Source organism: Streptomyces sp. NPDC036813 (assembly GCF_055609245.1).
The window spans coordinates 410,764-426,490 of the sequence record NZ_JBVJPV010000005.1; the positions used below are offsets into that span (position 1 = coordinate 410,764).

Consider the following 15,727-nt stretch of genomic DNA (forward strand, 5'->3'; position numbering starts at 1 on the left):
TTCTTGCCGCAGCCACCGAGACGCGAGCCGCAGTAGAAGTCCAGGCCGGGTACCGTGCGATGAAATCTGGAAACTCGTCGTGTTCGAAGGGGAGGAAGACTGGAGGATGCAGCGCAGGGCTACTCGATGTCGACACCGTGTGCGCGGGCCAGTCCATCCAGACCGTCCGCTCAGCCCTGACCGACCGCCCGCAACTTCCACACGAGTTGTCCGCCAGTGGTGTGCCGGTACAGTTCGGCAACGACCATGGCGCGAATGCCAGGGTCGGTGGGTGGCTGGAAGGTCCAGGCCGCTCCGGAGGCACAGTTCACGTGCAGGGCGGCATGAGTGAGGGCGCCGCAGGTGAGGCCGGCGGCGACATCCATGTTGACGGCGATGGCGACACGCTGGATGTGCTGGGGCAGCGCGGCGAGGTGAAGGTCCGCGCGTTCCACTGCATACGGGCCTTCGGCCTGCTTGCCCAGGAGGCGGGCGGCGCCCCCGGCAGCCGAGGGCTGATTGTAGAAGATGAAGTCCTCATCGCACGTGACCCTGCTGCCCGCGTCGGTCAGGAACAACGTGAGGTCGGCGTCGGCGCCGGCGAAGCTGAAGGCGATGTGCATTTCCTGCCGGGCTTCCTCCGGGAGCACCAGGTTCTGTCCCGGTGCGAGCGCGGTGGCGGGGCGTGGCTGGGCGGGCGGGTGCGAGGCCCGCCACTGTGGCGGTGTGGCCCGGAGCCATGGACGGCGGCGACAGGGTCGCCTCGCTCTTCCACTCGGCGAATGGGCGGATGCGGTAGTGATCCGGTGAGTGAGTGGAGTGCCCGTCGGGGACATTGGCACGAAGCTCGCCGTCCAGGTCGGCCAGGGTGGCATCGCCCAGGGCTTGGTCGTCCTGGGCATGGTCGAGGAGACTCTGCAGCCCGGGAAGCCGACTGGTGTCCAAAGGCTTGATGGTGCTGGACAGGTTCCCGGAAGCAGTACTGGTGACGGCGCAGGCGACGTCCTGACCGATGTCGAGGAACCGCAGCGCGTCGTTCTCGTCCCGCCAGGGCCCGGCTTCGACGGCCTGGCGCGTCCAGCGGCCATACAGAACGAAGCCGAGCCGCTGGGTGTCGGGCAAGCGGGTGAGGACGGCAAGGTCGACGGCGGTGATCCCGGGCGCCACGGCGAACGCCTCCTTGAGCGTGGCGACAACGTTCGACCCCATGGAGGTGAGCCACCACAACGTGGTGCCTCCTACGGCTTCGGAGCGGGCTGTTCCCCCGACCCGCGGACGATCAGGCGGGTGGGAACGGTGATGCTGCGGGCGCGGGAGCGGTCGCCGTCCAGACGGGCCAGGGCGGTGATCGCCGCCGTTCGGCCGATCTCTTCGGGATTCTGGGCGACGACGGTCAGGGCCGGTTCGAGCGCCTCGGCGAGTTCCACGTCGTCGAAGGCGATGACGGCGACGTCCTTCCGTTTGCGCCGGGCGAGTTCGGTGATGATGCCCAGCGCGACGATGTTGTTGCCGGCGAACAGGGCGGTGGGCGGGTCCGCCAGGCCCAGGAGCTGAGAGGTCGCGGCGGAGGCCCCGTGCTGGTCGTGGGCGTCGGTCACCAGGGAGCGGTCGTACCGGATGTCGGCTTCCTGCAGGGCCGCGCGGTATCCGGCCAGGCGCTCGCGGCGGGTGTAGAGCTTGGTGGGGAGGTCGCCGACGAAGCCGATACGCCTGTGTCCATAGGCGATCAGGTGGGCGACGCCGTCCTGGGCGCCCGCACGGTTGGAGCTGACGACGCTGTCCGTGGACAGGCCCGCTCCCGGACGGTCGAGGAAGACGACGGGCAGGCCCGCGGTGCGGTGGGTCTTGAGGTGGGAGTGGTCGGCGCCGACGGACGGCACGACCATGAGGACGCTGACGCGGCGGGCGAGGAACTTGTCCGTCAGGGCGCGCTCGCGATCGGGGTCGTCTGCGGAGGAGCCCATGAGGAGGGTCAGTCCGCGCTCGCGCACGGTGTCCTCGATGCTGCGGGCCACGGCTCCGAAGAAGGGGTTGCCGAGGTCGGGGATGACCAGCCCGATGGTGGTGTCGGGTCCGCCGACACGGATGTTGCGTGCCATGAGGTTCGGCTGGAAGCCGAGCTTGGCCACGGCAGCGAGCACCTGTTCCCTGGTCCGGGCCGAGGCGGGTCCGTCCTCGTTGAGGACCCGGGATACGGTCTTGGCGCTGACGCCCACTTCTCGGGCGACGTCGGCCAGGGTGGGGCGGCGGTTCGCTGCCATGGAGGAACGGTCTCCTCTGCTCGTCGGTTCCGGCCGCGGCCTCGGCCGGATTCCGTCGAGTGTCGAGTGATGTGGTCAGGTGGCCTGGACTCCCGCGGCCTTCGCCGCCTCGGAATCCGTTACGACAGTATCTCCGGCCGCGTCCACGGTCAGTGCGCCGGTCATGATGGCGACGACCTCCGCCATGGAGTAGTCGGACGGCTTGATCACGGCAGCGCGCCTGCCCAGCCGGTGGACGTGGATCCGGTCGGCGATCTCGAAGACGTGGGGCATGTTGTGGCTGATCAGGACGACCGGCATGCCCTTGTCACGGACGCGGCGGATCAGGTCCAGGACCTGGCCTGATTCCTTGACGCCGAGCGCGGCGGTGGGCTCGTCCATGACGACGACGCTGCGGGCCCAGGCGACGGAACGGGCGACCGCGACGGCCTGTCGCTGTCCGCCGGAGAGCGTCTCGACCGGCTGCGTCAGGGAACGCAGGCCGATCTTCAGGTCGGCCATGTGCTCGGCGGCCTCCTGACGCATGCGCTTCTTGTCGAGCATGCGGAAGGCACTGCCGAGGATGCCGGGGCGGCGAAGTTCACGCCCGAGGAACATGTTGGACGCGATGTCCATGGAGGCGGCGACGGCGAGGTCCTGGTAGACCGTCTCGATGCCGTGGGCGCGCGCGCTTTGCGGCCCGGAGAACTGGATCGGCTTGCCGCCCAGCCGGATCTCGCCCGCGTCCGGGACCACCGCACCGGTAAGTGCCTTGATCAGGCTGGTCTTTCCGGCGCCGTTGTCGCCGATGACCGCGAGGACCTCGCCGGGCAGCAGGTCGAAGTCGGCACCGTCGATGGCGGTGACGTGACCGTAGCGCTTGACCAGACCGCGGGCCTGCAGGACGGGGGTGGGAGAGGAGGTGGCGGTCATCGGGCCTTCTTCCGGGAGATCTGGTCGACGGTCACCGCGAGGATCACCAGGGTTCCGGTGATCAGGGTCTGGTAGATGGAGGCGACACCCATCAGTTGCAGGCCGTTGCGGAAGACGCCGACGATGAGGACGCCGATGAAGGTGCCCAGGACCGAGCCGCGTCCGCCGAAGAGACTGGTGCCGCCGAGGACCACGGCGGTGATGCTGTCAAGGTTGTCGGTCTGGCCGGCCTGGGGGTCGCCGACTCCGGTGCGGGAGATGAGCAGCAGGGCGGCGATGCCGTAGAGCAGGCCGGCCACGGTGTAGACACCGATGGTCAGGCGAGAGGTCCGGATGCCGTTCAGCCGCGCGGCTTCCTGGCTGTTGCCCAGGGCGTAGACGTGCCGGCCCCAGCCGGTGCTGCTCAGCGCGTAGGCGAGCAGGAGAAACAGGGCGATGGTGACCAGGGAGCCGTACGTGATGTCGGTGTGGCCGAGCGGGAAGGTCTGCCCGAGAGCCGTCAGCGGGCCGGGCAGGCTGGGGACCGTCTGCTCCTCGGAGTAGATGTGGGTCAGCGCGAACGCCACGTTGAGCATGCCGAGGGTGACGATGAACGGCGGCAGCGGGATCTTCTGCACCAGCAGCCCGTTGAGCAGCCCGAAGCCGCCGCAGACCACGATGCCGAGCGCGATGGCCAGAAGCGGGGGCAGGGATCCCTCGGCGGCCATCTTGGCGATCACGATGCTGCCGAACGCCATCACGGCACCACATGACAGGTCGATGCCCGCCGTGAGGATGATCAGGGTCTGACCGATGGCGAGGGTGCCGACGACCATGACCTGCTGCACGATCAGCGAGAAGTTCCCGCCGGTGAGGAACTGGTCGGTCGAGAAGGAGAAGAAGACGCAGGCCAGGAGGAGAGCGACCAGCGGGCCGGTGGTCGGTGCCGTCAGCAGCCTGCGGGCCGTGGTCGGCGCCTTGAGGTCGGCGTACGCCGAGGACGTGCTCGGCGGCGTGGACGTGGCGGTCATGCGAAGTCCTTGTCGGAAGACAGAAGTCCTTGTCCTGCCTTGCGGAGAACCGGGAGGACAAGGCGGCGAGGGAGGCGGCCGTCCCCTGTCGTGGGGCCGGCCGCCCCGCTGAGGGGGGAGGCGACGGATGTACGGTCCTCGGGGGTGGCTCAGCCCCAGCAGTTCTCCAGGCCGTAGCCGGTGTCCTTGGAGGTGGCCCCGCCCTGCGCCTTGTCGGTGATCAGGGTGACGCCGGTGTCGGTGTACCCGGACGCCTTCTTGCCGCCCTTGGCGTATGTCACGACGGCCTTGACGCCCTCGGCGGCCATCTTCAGCGGGTACTGCTGTGAGGTCGCGGTGATCTTGCCGTCCTTGACGGCCTGGGTGCCGGTGCAGCCGCCGTCGACGGAGACGATCAGAACGTCCTTCTCGCGGCCCTTGGCCTTCAGCGCGGTGTACGCGCCCAGGGCGGCCGGCTCGTTGATGGTGTAGACGACGTTGATGCCGGGTTCCTTCTGGAGGCAGTTCTCCATGGCGGTCTGGCCCTTGGCCTGGTCGCCGCCGGTGTCCTGGGCGCACGCGACGTCCTTGTCGGTGGCGCCGAAACCCTTGAGGAAGCCGTTGTGTCGCTGGACGCCGACGGAGACGCCCGGCGCGAGGTCGAGGGTGGCTATCTTGGCGGTCTTGCCCTTCATGGCGGCCTTGGCGTACTCGCCGATCAGCTCGCCGGCCTTGAGGTTGTCGGTGGCGAAGAGGGCGTCGACGGCGCTCTCCGGCTCGGTCGGCGTGTCGAGGGCGATGACCAGGACCCCCTTGGCCTTCGCCTTCGCGATCGCGGGCACGATCGCCTTGGAGTCGCTGGGGGTGATCAGGATGCCTTTCACCCCGGCGGCGACCATGTTCTCGATCGCGGTGACCTGACCTGCGTTGTCCCCGTCGAACTTGCCCGAGGCGGTCATGAGTTGGGCGCCGTTGTCCTTGGCGGCCTTCTCCGCGCCTTCCTTCATCTTCACGAAGAACGGATTGGTGTCGGTCTTGGTGATCAGACCGACCTTGACGCTGCCCGAACCGGAGCCGGCGGTGTCCGTTCCGGAGCCGGACCCGCAGGCCGTCAGGGTGAGAGCTGCGAGGCCGGTGCACGCGGCGGCTCTGAGGACAGCCGAGGGCAGACGAGGGGTGCGAGACATGAACGACTCCTGCGGGATTGCGGGCGGTGCGGCGGCATCGGAGCATGCCGTCCCGAGGTGTCATCGTTGACTTATGTCATCGTTGACACTGCTTGCCGAGGATGATGGACTCCGCCTCCCGGCAACGTCAATGCCTTGCACCCGACACAAGTCCGTAACGGCCGTGGCCGTTGCCCGGTCCGTGCCCGCTTTCGCCCGTGCGTTCGCAGAGAAGAGCAGCCCATGAGCCCGCGTCAGATCACCGTCCTCGGGGAGTGCGTCGCGGACGCGTTCACCGGGCCCACAAGCACCTCGAACGAGCTCGCCCTGCGGGTGCTGCCCGGCGGCGGACCTGCGAACACGGCCGTCGCCCTGGCCCGTCTCGGCACCCCGGCACACTTCCTCGCGCGGCTGTCGGGCGATGTGTTCGGCCGTCTGTTCCGGGCCCACCTGGAGGCGTCCGGGGTGGATCTGTCGAGCGCTGTCGCGGCCGCAGAACCCAGCACGCTCGCCGTGGCGGAGTTGGACGCCGAGGGGCAGGCGGCCTTCTCCTTCCACGCACAGGCCACGGCCGACTGGCAGTGGACGGCCGGGGAACTGGCGGGGGTGGACCTGTCCGGGTCGGCCTGCGTGCACACCGGATCCCTGGCCCTGGTCCGAGAACCGGGCGCGGCGGTGGTGGAGGATTTCCTGGCCGCGGCGGCCCCTCGGGCGACCATCAGCATCGACCCCAACGTCCGGCCTCTGCTGGTGGATCCCGAGGTCTACCGCGCCCGGCTGGCGCGCTGGTGCGGTCTCGCCGATGTGCTCCGGCTGAGCGAGGACGACCTGGAGCTCCTGCTGCCGGGTACGCCGCCCGAGCAGGCGTGCGACATCTGGCATGCGGCCGGGGCGCGGCTCGTCGTGATCACGCGCGGTGCCGACGGCGCCTTGGCCTCGCTCGACGGCGAACGGCTGCACGTTCCCGCCGTGGCGACACGGGTCGTCGACACGGTGGGGGCGGGGGACTCCTTCACGGCCGGGCTGCTGCACCACCTCGGGGCCCGCGGCCTCCTCGACGGCCGGCTGAAGGAGATCCGCCTCGACGATGTCGCCGAAGCCTGTCGGTTCGCCACTCGGGTCGCGGCCCTGACCTGCTCGGTTCCCGGTCCCAACCCGCCGTGGCAGAGGGAACTGGCGCAGCCCGCGACAACCGGATGTGCGTGAACGGGCAGCCAAGCCGCGCCGGGACAATCGGGCTCGCACCGTTGACGTGACGGCCGGATTGCCCCCATCATCGGGCCACTTGGTGTCATCGATGACACAAGTCAACGATGACACCACTTCACCCCCTTGCCAGGCGTCGCGGACGACGGCGCCGACGAGGCGTCACTTTCAGGGACCGTCCGTGCCGGGCAGCAGGCTCCGCAGCGTGGACGGCCGCAGCACAGGAGACCCCATGAGCTCTGGACGTGTACCCCCTCATGCCCGCACGCGGCTGGTCGCGGCGGTGGCGACCGTCTGCGCCCTGTCCGCCGCTTCGCTCGCCCCTCAGGCCGTCGCTGCGGACACCCCGCCCTACTCCGAGACCTATCGCCCCCAGTTCCACTTCACCCCGGAGAAGAACTGGATGAACGACCCGAACGGCCTCGTGTACTACAGGGGCGAGTATCACCTCTTCTACCAGTACAACCCGAACGGCAACTCCTGGGGTCACATGTCCTGGGGGCACGCGGTGAGCACGGACCTCGTGCACTGGAAGGAGCTGCCGCTCGCCCTGTCGCACGACGACAAGGAGATGGTGTTCTCCGGCAGTGCGGTCGTCGACTGGAACAACACCACCGGGTTCGGCGCGAAGAAGAACCCGCCCATGGTGGCGATCTACACCAGCGCCTACAAGAGGGGCGGCAAGCAGGCCCAGTCGCTCGCCTACAGCACCGACCGCGGCCGCACCTGGACCAAGTACCAGGGCAATCCCGTCATCGACATCGGCTCCACCGAGTTCCGCGACCCCAAGGTCCAGTGGTACGCACCGACCAGGAGCTGGCTGATGACGGTGTCGCTGTCCACCGAGCACAAGGTGCGGTTCTATTCGTCCAAGAACCTCAAGGACTGGAACGAGCTCAGCGAGTTCGGGCCGGCCGGGGCGACCGGCGGTGTGTGGGAGTGCCCCGATCTGTTCCCCCTCGCGGTCGACGGGGACGACAACAACATCAAGTGGGTCCTGGTGGTCAACATCAACCCCGGTGGAATCGCGGGCGGTTCGGCCGCCCAGTACTTCATCGGCGACTTCGACGGAAGGAAGTTCACCGCCGAGGACAAGGGCACCTACACCCCACCTGCCGGCCAGGTCGTGCAGGACTTCGAGGGCGGCGACTTCGGGGCGTGGACGACCACCGGCACCGCGTTCGGCCAGGCGCCGGCAGCCGGGGCGCTGGACGGCCAGGGCAGGGTCGACGGCTTCGTCGGCAAGGGCATCGCCAACAGCTTCCACGCGGGCGATGGCGCCACAGGCACCCTCACCTCACCCGAGTTCACCGTCGACAGCTCCTATCTGAACTTCGAAGTCGGCGGCGGGCGGCACCCGCACGAGCCCGGAACCGTCATGGAACAGGGACCGCCGCCCGCAGGCACGGTCCTCGCCGACTTCGAGGGCGGCACGTACGGCGACTGGACGAGGACCGGAGACGCCTTCGGCGCCGCACCGGCCACCGGCACCCTCCCCGACCAGCAAGAGGTCTCCGGCTTCCTGGGCAACGGCCTGGTCGACACCTACCTGAACGGCGACTCCTCCACCGGCACCCTCATGTCACCCGAATTCACCATCGACAAGAACCACATCAACTTCCTCATAGGCGGCGGCAACCATCCCGCCGGCTCCGCCGACCCCACAGCCCTCGAACTCCTCGTCGACGGTCAAGTGGTGCGCAGCGCCACCGGAAAGGACGCCGAGGCGCTCAACTGGGCCTCCTGGGACGTGGGCGACCTCGCCGGCAAGAAGGCGCAGCTCAGGATCGTCGACGACAACACCGGCAGCTGGGGCCACCTCAACGTCGACCACATCATGCTCTCCGACGTCAAGGCGCGACCCGTCTCCCAGGAGACGTCCGTCAACCTGATCGTCGACGGCGAGGTCGTCCGCAGCGCCACCGGCTCCAACAGCGAGACCCTTGACTGGGCCTCCTTCGACCTGCGTCCCTACCTGGGCAAGAAGGCACAGATCCAGGTCGTCGACATGAACACCGCCGGCTGGGGTCACATCCTGGCCGACCAGTTCACCGAAGCCGACAAGCCCGCCGAGTCGATCGTGCAGCGCGCCGGCTGGGCCGATTACGGCAAGGACTACTACGCGGCGGTGTCCTGGGAGGACGCGCCGGGCGGCAAGCGGTACATGGTCGGCTGGATGAACAACTGGGACTACGGCGGCGCCCTGCCCACCTCCCCCTGGCGTGGTGCGCAGAGCGTGCCGCGGGAGATGGCCCTGCGCACCGTCGGCGGTCGAATCCGGCTGACCGCCAAGCCGGTGCGCAGCCTGGAGTCGCTGCGGGGGCGACGCCCGGCGACGGCGGCCGACGTCACCGTCACGAGCACCTCGAAGCCCCTGCTCGGTCCCGCGGCCAGGGGCGAAGCGCTCGACATCGAGGCGACCTTCTCGCTCAAGGACGCCGAACGGTTCGGCCTGAAGGTGCGCACCGGCGCCGGAGGCGAGGAGACCGTCATCGGCTACGACACCGCGGCGCGGGAGCTGTACGTCGACCGCACCCGCTCCGGTGCCGTGGACTTCAACAGCACCTTCGCCGGCGTCCAGCGAGCTCCGCTGCAGGCCCAGAACGGCAAGGTGACACTGCGGATCCTCGTCGACTGGTCGTCCGTCGAGGTCTTCGGCGGCAGTGGCGAAGCGGTGATCACCGACCAGATCTTCCCCGACCCCGACAGCCGGGGGGTGCAGGTCTTCGCCGAGAACGGCTCGGTGAAGCTGGACCGGGCCCGCGTCTGGCACCTCGGCTCCTACCGCGACTGATCCCCACCGCACGCCCGACCAAGGAGGTCACCACACCGTGAACAAGACCCTGCTCGCCGAGTTCACCGCACGCGAGGGCACGGAGGACGAGGTCGCCCGCCTGATCCTGGACTACGCCCGGAAGGTGCGCGAGGAAGACGGCAACCTCGCCTTCGACGTCTACACCAAGGTGTCGAGCCCGCGCGCCTACTGGATCTTCGAGGTGTACCGGGACGAGGACGCTTTCCAGGCGCACCTGGCGGCTCCGTACGGTGCTCCGTTCAACACAACACTCGCGCCGCTGATCGAGGAGGACGCCTCGGTGCTGACGTTCCTCGACCCGGTGGCGTGACCGTGGCCGGCCCGCCTCGCGGGCCGGCCCTCACACGTCGAGCCGTACGGGCAGACGCGTGCCGTGCCGGCCCGGTCGGAGGCCACCTCATGCCCGGCCGGATCGGCTCCCTGGCTCGACCACCGAAGTCCGGCAGGTCAGGGCAGGTCGGCGCCCATGGCATGCGCAATGACCTCTCCGATGAGTACGGCTGTCGCCGCTGGGCCCCGCAGGGGGCCGTGGGCAGGATCGAGGTGTCGGCGACGCGGAGACCGTGAACGCCGTGGACTCTTCCGTACTGGCCGACCACCGCGTCCGCGGTGTCCGGGCCCATCGGTGCGGTCCTGCACGTGTGGTGGGCGGTGCCGATATTCCGGTTGATCCACCCGTCCAGTGCGTGATCGCAGGTGAGCACGTCCGGGCCCGGCTGGAGCAGCCCGTGGAAAATGTCGTCGAAGGACCGGTGCGGTGAGGAGCTCCGCGGTGGCGCGTACGGCTTCGCGCACGCGGCGGCGGTTCTCGGGGCCGTCGAGGTAGCCGTATTCGACGCGCGGGGGTGTCGCGGGATCCGCGGACCTCAGGGACAGGCGGCCGGTTCTTCCGGGTGACTGGGCCGAGACGAGGAAGGGCAAAGGTGCGCCGGGCACGGTCGTCGTGCCGCCGACGAGTCCTGCCAGGGGGACCAGTGACTGAAGGATCTCCAGGTCGCCCGGATGGGTTCCGTCCGAGGAGGACAGGTGCAGGCAGCCGCCCAGCCAGGAACCGTGGGGTGCGCCCAGCTCCTGCCGTGGGTCCACTCCAGGACGAGCTGAGGGTGGTCGCTGAACCGGGTGCCGACGCGCTGGGGCGTCCACGACGACGGGGATGCCGAGCCGCTCCAGGTCGGCTCGCCGGCCGATGCCGGACAGCTGGAGCAGCTGCGGAGTGACGAGGGACCCGGCGCACAGGACGACCTCGCCGCCGCGCAGGAAGGTCTTCTCCCCCTGCCGGCGTACGACGACTCCCGTGGCGCGGCCGTTGCGGATGGTGATCCCGCTGACGTGGCCACTCCGCGAGCCCTCTTTCCATCGCCAGGTGACGGGGCGTCACTTGCTTGCCGCGCTCTGAGACCGCCGCCCGGAATCCCCACACCCTTTCCTTGCCGGGGTCTTGTCACCCGGCTGACATCACTAGTTAACTCAAGTCGTGAACTAAGCACGCGGCGAAGCCCCTTGCTGTGCCGCCGTGTGCCGGTGCAGTCACGTCCAGCCCTTGTTGCACGCATTCGTCCACCCCCACCCGCAGGGACTCGTATGAGACTCAGATCCCTGGGCGTCGCGCTCGCCACCACGGCCGCGTTGAGCGCCCTGCCCCTCGCCCACTCCGCGGCCTCCGCGGCCGAAACGCCCTTGTCGCAAGGGAAGACGGTCACCGCCTCCTCACAGGAGAACAACGGCACCCCCGCCGCCTACGCGGTCGACGGGAACACGGGGACCCGCTGGTCCTCGGCCGCCACCGACGACCAGTGGCTCGAAGTCGACCTCGGGGCCACGGCCTCGGTCTCCCAGGTGGTGCTGAACTGGGAGGCGGCCTACGGCAAGGACTACAAGGTCCAGATCTCCGCCGACAACAGCACCTGGACCGACCTGAAGTCCGTCAGCGGCGGTGACGGAGGGCTCGACACCCTGGCCGTGTCCGGGCAGGGCCGCTATGTGCGCATGCTAGGCGTGCACCGCGCCACCCCGTACGGTTACTCCCTCTGGGAGTTCCAGGTGTTCGGCTCGACGGACGGCGGCACTCCGTCCGCCTGCGGCACGGCCAATTCGGCGCAGGGCAGGCCCGCTTCGGCCTCGTCCACGGAGAACGCCGGCACCCCCGCCTCGGCGGCCTTCGACGGCAGCACCTCAACCCGCTGGTCCAGCCAGTCCACCGACCCGCAGTGGATCCAGGTCGACCTCGGCTCGGTGCAGGGCCTGTGCAAGGTGGACCTGAACTGGGAGGCCGCCTACGGCAAGGACTTCCAGATCCAGGCCTCCTCCGACGGGCAGAGCTGGAGCACCCTCAAGAGCGTCACCGGCGCGAGCGGCGGCACGGCGTCCTACGACGTCAGCGGCTCCGGCCGGTATGTGCGTGTCTACGGCACCGCGCGCGGCACCGGATACGGATACTCCCTGTGGGAGGTCGCCGTGCACACCGGCACCACCGGAGTCCCGCCCGTCCAGGGCGGCGGCGACCTCGGGCCGAACGTCATCGTCGTCGACCCCTCCACCCCGAATCTCCAGCAGAAGTTCGACGACGTCTTCGCCCAGCAGGAGTCGAACCAGTTCGGCACCGGCCGTTACCAGTTCCTGCTCAAGCCGGGCACCTACAACGGCATCAACGCCCAGATCGGCTTCTACACCTCCGTCTCCGGCCTCGGCCTGAACCCCGACGACACCCAGATCAACGGCGACGTCACCGTCGACGCGGGCTGGTTCAACGGCAACGCGACCCAGAACTTCTGGCGCTCGGCGGAGAACCTCGCCATCACGCCGTCCAACGGCACCGACCGCTGGGCCGTGGCGCAGGCCGCCCCGTTCCGCCGTATCCACGTCAAGGGCGGTCTCAACCTCGCGCCGAACGGCTACGGTTGGGCCTCCGGCGGCTACATCGCCGACTCGAAGATCGACGGTACCGTCGGCCCGTACTCCCAGCAGCAGTGGTACACCCGGGACAGCTCGGTCGGCGGCTGGACCAACGGCGTGTGGAACATGACCTTCACCGGCGTCCAGGGCGCCCCGGCCACCGACTTCGACAGCGGCCCCTACACCACCCTGGACACCACCCCCGTCTCCCGTGAGAAGCCCTTCCTCTACCTGGACGGCTCCGCCTACAAGGTGTTCGTCCCGGCCAAGCGCGCCAACGCCCGCGGAGTCTCCTGGCCGGCGAACGCGGGCACGTCCCTGCCGCTCGACCAGTTCTACGTCGTCAAGCCGGGCGCGACCGCGGCCACCATCAACCAGGCTCTCGCCCAGGGCCTCAACCTCCTGTTCACGCCCGGCGTCTACCACCTCGACCGGACCATCGACGTCACCCGCGCGAACACGGTCGTCCTCGGTCTCGGCCTCGCCACCCTCGTCCCGGACAACGGCGTGGACGCGATGCACGTGGCCGACGTCGACGGCGTGAAACTCGCCGGATTCCTCATCGACGCGGGCCCGGTCAACTCCGACACGCTGCTGCGCATCGGCACCCCCGGCTCCACCGCGGACCACTCCGCCAACCCCACCACCATGCAGGACGTCTTCGTCCGCATCGGCGGCGCCGGCCCCGGCCTCGCCACCAACTCGGTGGTGGTCAACAGCAACAACGCCGTCATCGACCACACATGGCTGTGGCGCGCCGACCACGGCAGCGGCGTCGGCTGGGACACCAACCGCGCCGACTACGGCCTGCGCGTCAACGGCAACGACGTGCTCGCCACCGGTCTGTTCGTCGAGCACTTCAACAAGTACGACGTCTACTGGAGCGGCGAGCGCGGCCGCACGATCTTCTTCCAGAACGAGAAGGCGTACGACGCCCCGAACGCCACCGCCATCACCCACGACGGCATCACCGGCTACGCGGCCTACAAGGTCGCCGACACCGTCACCACCCACGAAGCCTGGGGCCTGGGCAGCTACTGCAACTACACGGCCGACCCCTCGATCGTGCAGGCCCACGGCTTCCAGGTGCCCGTCAAGCCGGGGATCAAGCTGCACGACCTGCTGGTGATCTCGCTGGGCGGCAAGGGCCAGTACGCCCACGTCGTCAACGACACCGGCGCCCCCACCTCGGGCACGAGCACCGTCCCGTCGAAGGTGGTCCAGTTCCCCTGACCGCCGACCACCCCTGACCGTCCGGCCCACGGCGCACCGCGACCGGCGGTGCGCCGTGGGCGCGAGCCGTTGAGCCGGCTCCGGCCCGGTTTTCCGGCCACCAAGAGCAAGAGCGCAGCCCGCAGCGGCCGGCCGTCACTCGCCGTCGGACTCGACGACCCAGCCCCGGCGGACCGTCCACACCCTGCCGTCCGCCGTCGCGCCGCACATCCCGTCCAGGACGCCCGGCCCCGCCGCGGTCACGAGACGCGAGTCGCCCGCGGAGGCGAAGCCGAACGTGCGGCGCGGGTCCCAGTCGGTGCTGTGCCGCAGCCGGCGGCTCATCTGGGCCCAGCCGACCGGCGCCGCGGCCACCACCCAGGCATCCGGCTCGGGACGGGTCAGCCGGCGAGCCTGGCGCAGCCACGACGCGGCGTCCTCAGGCCAGTCGACGACTGCGGCCAGCCGCCCGCCGTTGCTCTGCCAGGCGTCGGCGAACGCCTCGGCGGCGTCCTTCGACGCGGCGTCCCGGCCATGGCCCAGTGCGACGCTGCCGCCGCGGAACCCGGCACCTTCCAGCAGCGCGAGCACGCGCGCGAGTTCGCGGCCGGTGTGCGGCCGGGGCGCGGGCCAGGGTGCGTAGTCGGACAGGTCCGCCGGAAGCAGCCGGGGAGAGGGCTCGTTCATGACGGCTCCCCTGCGCGCCACGCCCGGTGGCGATCGGGAAGACAGACCGCGCACGGCCGGTATCCCGCGGCTAGCGCGGTCGCCTCGTCCGCGAAGAACACCCGGTGGCGCACATAGTTCCCGCGGGCGATGTGCCGCAGCGCAGAGGGGCAGTCCAGCCGTCCGTAGATCCGTCCGCGCCGGTAGCCGCCGAACCTGCCGGCCACGTCGCTGCGGTAGGGCCGCCCGTCAGCGCCGATCAGCGAGTATCCGCGAAGCGCCGCCGCGGGAGCCGTGCCGTCCAGCCGTCGTCTGTCCACAAAGGCACTGTGCATCATCCCTGACGGCCGTACCAGCGGTATCCGGACGTCCACCCCGCGGCCGGCGGCGGGTGACCTGGATCGGCGCTTCAGTGGCGCGCGGCAGGCTTGCGTGCCGGGGCAGCCCCACACTGCCGGGGCCCGGCCCCGGCGCCCCGCGCGACCCGGCCGCCGGGCACCGGGCCGCACCCTTCGACCCCGGGTTCAAGGAGAGAGACCGTCGTGCGAATCGCCGTGACCGGCTCGATAGCCACCGACCATCTGATGTCCTTCCCCGGTCGGTTCACCGACCAACTGATCGCCGACCGGCTGGAACAGGTGTCCCTTTCCTTCCTCGTCGACCGTCTCGACGTGCGGCGCGGCGGTGTCGCCGCCAACATCGCCTTCGGACTCGCACGGCTCGGACTGACCCCACGTCTGATCGCCGCCGCGGGAGCCGACTTCGCCGAGTACGGGGCGTGGCTGCGCGCCGCCGGGGTCGACACGGACTCCGTCAGGATCAGCGAGACACTGCACACCGCCCGGTTCGTGTGCACGACGGACGAGGCGCAGAACCAGATCGCCACCTTCTACTCCGGCGCCATGGCCGACGCCGCGAAGATCGACCTCGCCGCGGAGGCGGCCCGCTCCGGCGGCTTCGACCTGGTGCTCGTCGGCGCCGACGCCCCGGAGGCAATGCTGCGCCACACCGAGACCGCTCGGCGTGCCGGCATCCGCCTGGCCGCCGATCCCTCGCAGCAGCTCGCCCGCCTGAACGACACCCAGGCACGTCACCTCGTGGACCGCGCGCACCTGCTGTTCACCAACGAGTACGAGTCCGCCATGCTGCGGGAGCGCACCGGCTGGAGCGAACGGGACATCCTGCAACGCGTCGGTACCTGGATCACCACACGGGGAGCGGACGGCGTCTCCCTGGCGCGGTGCGGTCAGCCCCGTCTGGACGTGCCGGCCGTCCCCACCGCGGAGATCGCCGACCCGACCGGAGTGGGGGACGCGTTCCGCTCCGGATTCCTCGCCGGCCTGAGCTGGGGCTGGCCCGAGGAACGGGCGGCACAGCTCGGTTGTGCGCTGGCGTCGATCGTCCTGGAGACGGTCGGCACCCAGGAGTACAAGCTGCTCGCGGCGGATCTGATCGAGCGTGTCGAGCGCACGTACGGGCACGACGCCGCCCGTGAGATGGAACCGCGCCTGGCGGGGCTGTCATGAGCGGGCTTCGTGAGGCGCTTGCCACCCGTGTGGTGGTCGCCGACGGGGCGATGGGCACCATGCTCCAGGCGCAGGACCCCACGCTGGAGGACTTCCAGCAGCT

General features: G+C 69.8%; 13 protein-coding genes and 1 pseudogene. 5 read left to right on the top strand and 9 right to left on the bottom strand.

What is annotated here, in order from left to right; translation table 11 throughout:
- Positions 1-170 precede the first annotated feature (170 nt).
- The 5 genes from ACZ67Q_RS14360 to ACZ67Q_RS14380 form a co-directional block, all read right to left on the bottom strand.
- Complete coding sequence (locus ACZ67Q_RS14360; protein WP_471181026.1) at positions 171-602, bottom strand: TerD family protein; 432 nt, start codon at positions 600-602, stop codon at positions 171-173.
- A gap of 615 nt (positions 603-1,217) precedes the next feature.
- Positions 1,218-2,240 carry a LacI family DNA-binding transcriptional regulator gene (locus ACZ67Q_RS14365; RefSeq protein ID WP_471181029.1) on the bottom strand — a complete coding sequence of 341 codons (1,023 nt, stop codon included), beginning with the start codon at positions 2,238-2,240 and terminating at the stop codon, positions 1,218-1,220.
- A gap of 75 nt (positions 2,241-2,315) precedes the next feature.
- Positions 2,316-3,152, bottom strand: a complete 837-nt coding sequence (locus ACZ67Q_RS14370; RefSeq protein ID WP_471181032.1) for an ATP-binding cassette domain-containing protein — start codon at positions 3,150-3,152, stop codon at positions 2,316-2,318.
- Positions 3,149-4,162 carry an ABC transporter permease gene (locus ACZ67Q_RS14375; protein WP_471181034.1) on the bottom strand — a complete coding sequence of 338 codons (1,014 nt, stop codon included), beginning with the start codon at positions 4,160-4,162 and terminating at the stop codon, positions 3,149-3,151. Before ACZ67Q_RS14375 ends, ACZ67Q_RS14370 begins: the two co-directional genes overlap by 4 nt.
- A 149-nt stretch (positions 4,163-4,311) precedes the next feature.
- Positions 4,312-5,328 (bottom strand): substrate-binding domain-containing protein, encoded by a 1,017-nt coding sequence (locus ACZ67Q_RS14380; RefSeq protein ID WP_471181036.1) that lies wholly within the window; start codon positions 5,326-5,328, stop codon positions 4,312-4,314.
- Between the two features lie 222 nt (positions 5,329-5,550).
- Here ACZ67Q_RS14380 and ACZ67Q_RS14385 point away from each other — a divergent pair, with 222 nt between their 5' ends.
- The 3 genes from ACZ67Q_RS14385 to ACZ67Q_RS14395 all read left to right on the top strand — a co-directional run bounded on the left by ACZ67Q_RS14385 (position 5,551) and on the right by ACZ67Q_RS14395 (position 9,638).
- On the top strand, positions 5,551-6,513 hold the full coding sequence (locus ACZ67Q_RS14385; protein ID WP_471181039.1) for a carbohydrate kinase family protein: 963 nt from the start codon (positions 5,551-5,553) through the stop codon (positions 6,511-6,513).
- Between the two features lie 232 nt (positions 6,514-6,745).
- Complete coding sequence (locus ACZ67Q_RS14390) at positions 6,746-9,307, top strand: GH32 C-terminal domain-containing protein (RefSeq protein WP_471181041.1); 2,562 nt, start codon at positions 6,746-6,748, stop codon at positions 9,305-9,307.
- A 37-nt stretch (positions 9,308-9,344) separates the two neighbouring features.
- A complete protein-coding gene (locus ACZ67Q_RS14395; protein WP_471181043.1) occupies positions 9,345-9,638 on the top strand; it encodes a putative quinol monooxygenase in 294 nt (97 codons plus the stop codon).
- Here ACZ67Q_RS14395 and ACZ67Q_RS14400 read toward each other — a convergent pair.
- Together ACZ67Q_RS14400 and ACZ67Q_RS14405 are read right to left on the bottom strand one after the other, a co-directional pair.
- Positions 9,568-10,032, bottom strand: a complete 465-nt coding sequence (locus tag ACZ67Q_RS14400; protein ID WP_471181046.1) for a GMC oxidoreductase — start codon at positions 10,030-10,032, stop codon at positions 9,568-9,570. The two genes, ACZ67Q_RS14395 and ACZ67Q_RS14400, sit on opposite strands and share 71 nt — an antisense overlap.
- Positions 10,033-10,057: 25 nt before the next feature.
- Positions 10,058-10,648 (bottom strand): annotated as a pseudogene (locus ACZ67Q_RS14405) (GMC family oxidoreductase N-terminal domain-containing protein); the annotation flags it as partial.
- 261 nt (positions 10,649-10,909) lie between these two features.
- On the opposite strand from ACZ67Q_RS14405, the gene ACZ67Q_RS14410 reads away from it, so the two are divergent.
- Positions 10,910-13,453 (top strand): discoidin domain-containing protein, encoded by a 2,544-nt coding sequence (locus tag ACZ67Q_RS14410; protein WP_471181048.1) that lies wholly within the window; start codon positions 10,910-10,912, stop codon positions 13,451-13,453.
- Positions 13,454-13,588: 135 nt separating this feature from the next.
- On the opposite strand, the gene ACZ67Q_RS14415 is transcribed toward ACZ67Q_RS14410, so the two are convergent.
- Positions 13,589-14,119: a hypothetical protein gene (locus ACZ67Q_RS14415; RefSeq protein ID WP_471181051.1), complete on the bottom strand. Its 531-nt coding sequence runs from the start codon at positions 14,117-14,119 to the stop codon at positions 13,589-13,591.
- Entirely contained in the window at positions 14,116-14,418 is a 303-nt protein-coding gene (locus ACZ67Q_RS14420; RefSeq protein ID WP_471181053.1) for an Ada metal-binding domain-containing protein, read from the bottom strand. Before ACZ67Q_RS14420 ends, ACZ67Q_RS14415 begins: the two co-directional genes overlap by 4 nt.
- A gap of 222 nt (positions 14,419-14,640) precedes the next feature.
- On the opposite strand from ACZ67Q_RS14420, the gene ACZ67Q_RS14425 reads away from it, so the two are divergent.
- Positions 14,641-15,624, top strand: a complete 984-nt coding sequence (locus tag ACZ67Q_RS14425) for a carbohydrate kinase family protein (RefSeq protein ID WP_471181056.1) — start codon at positions 14,641-14,643, stop codon at positions 15,622-15,624.
- The last annotated feature ends 103 nt before the right edge of the window (positions 15,625-15,727 follow it).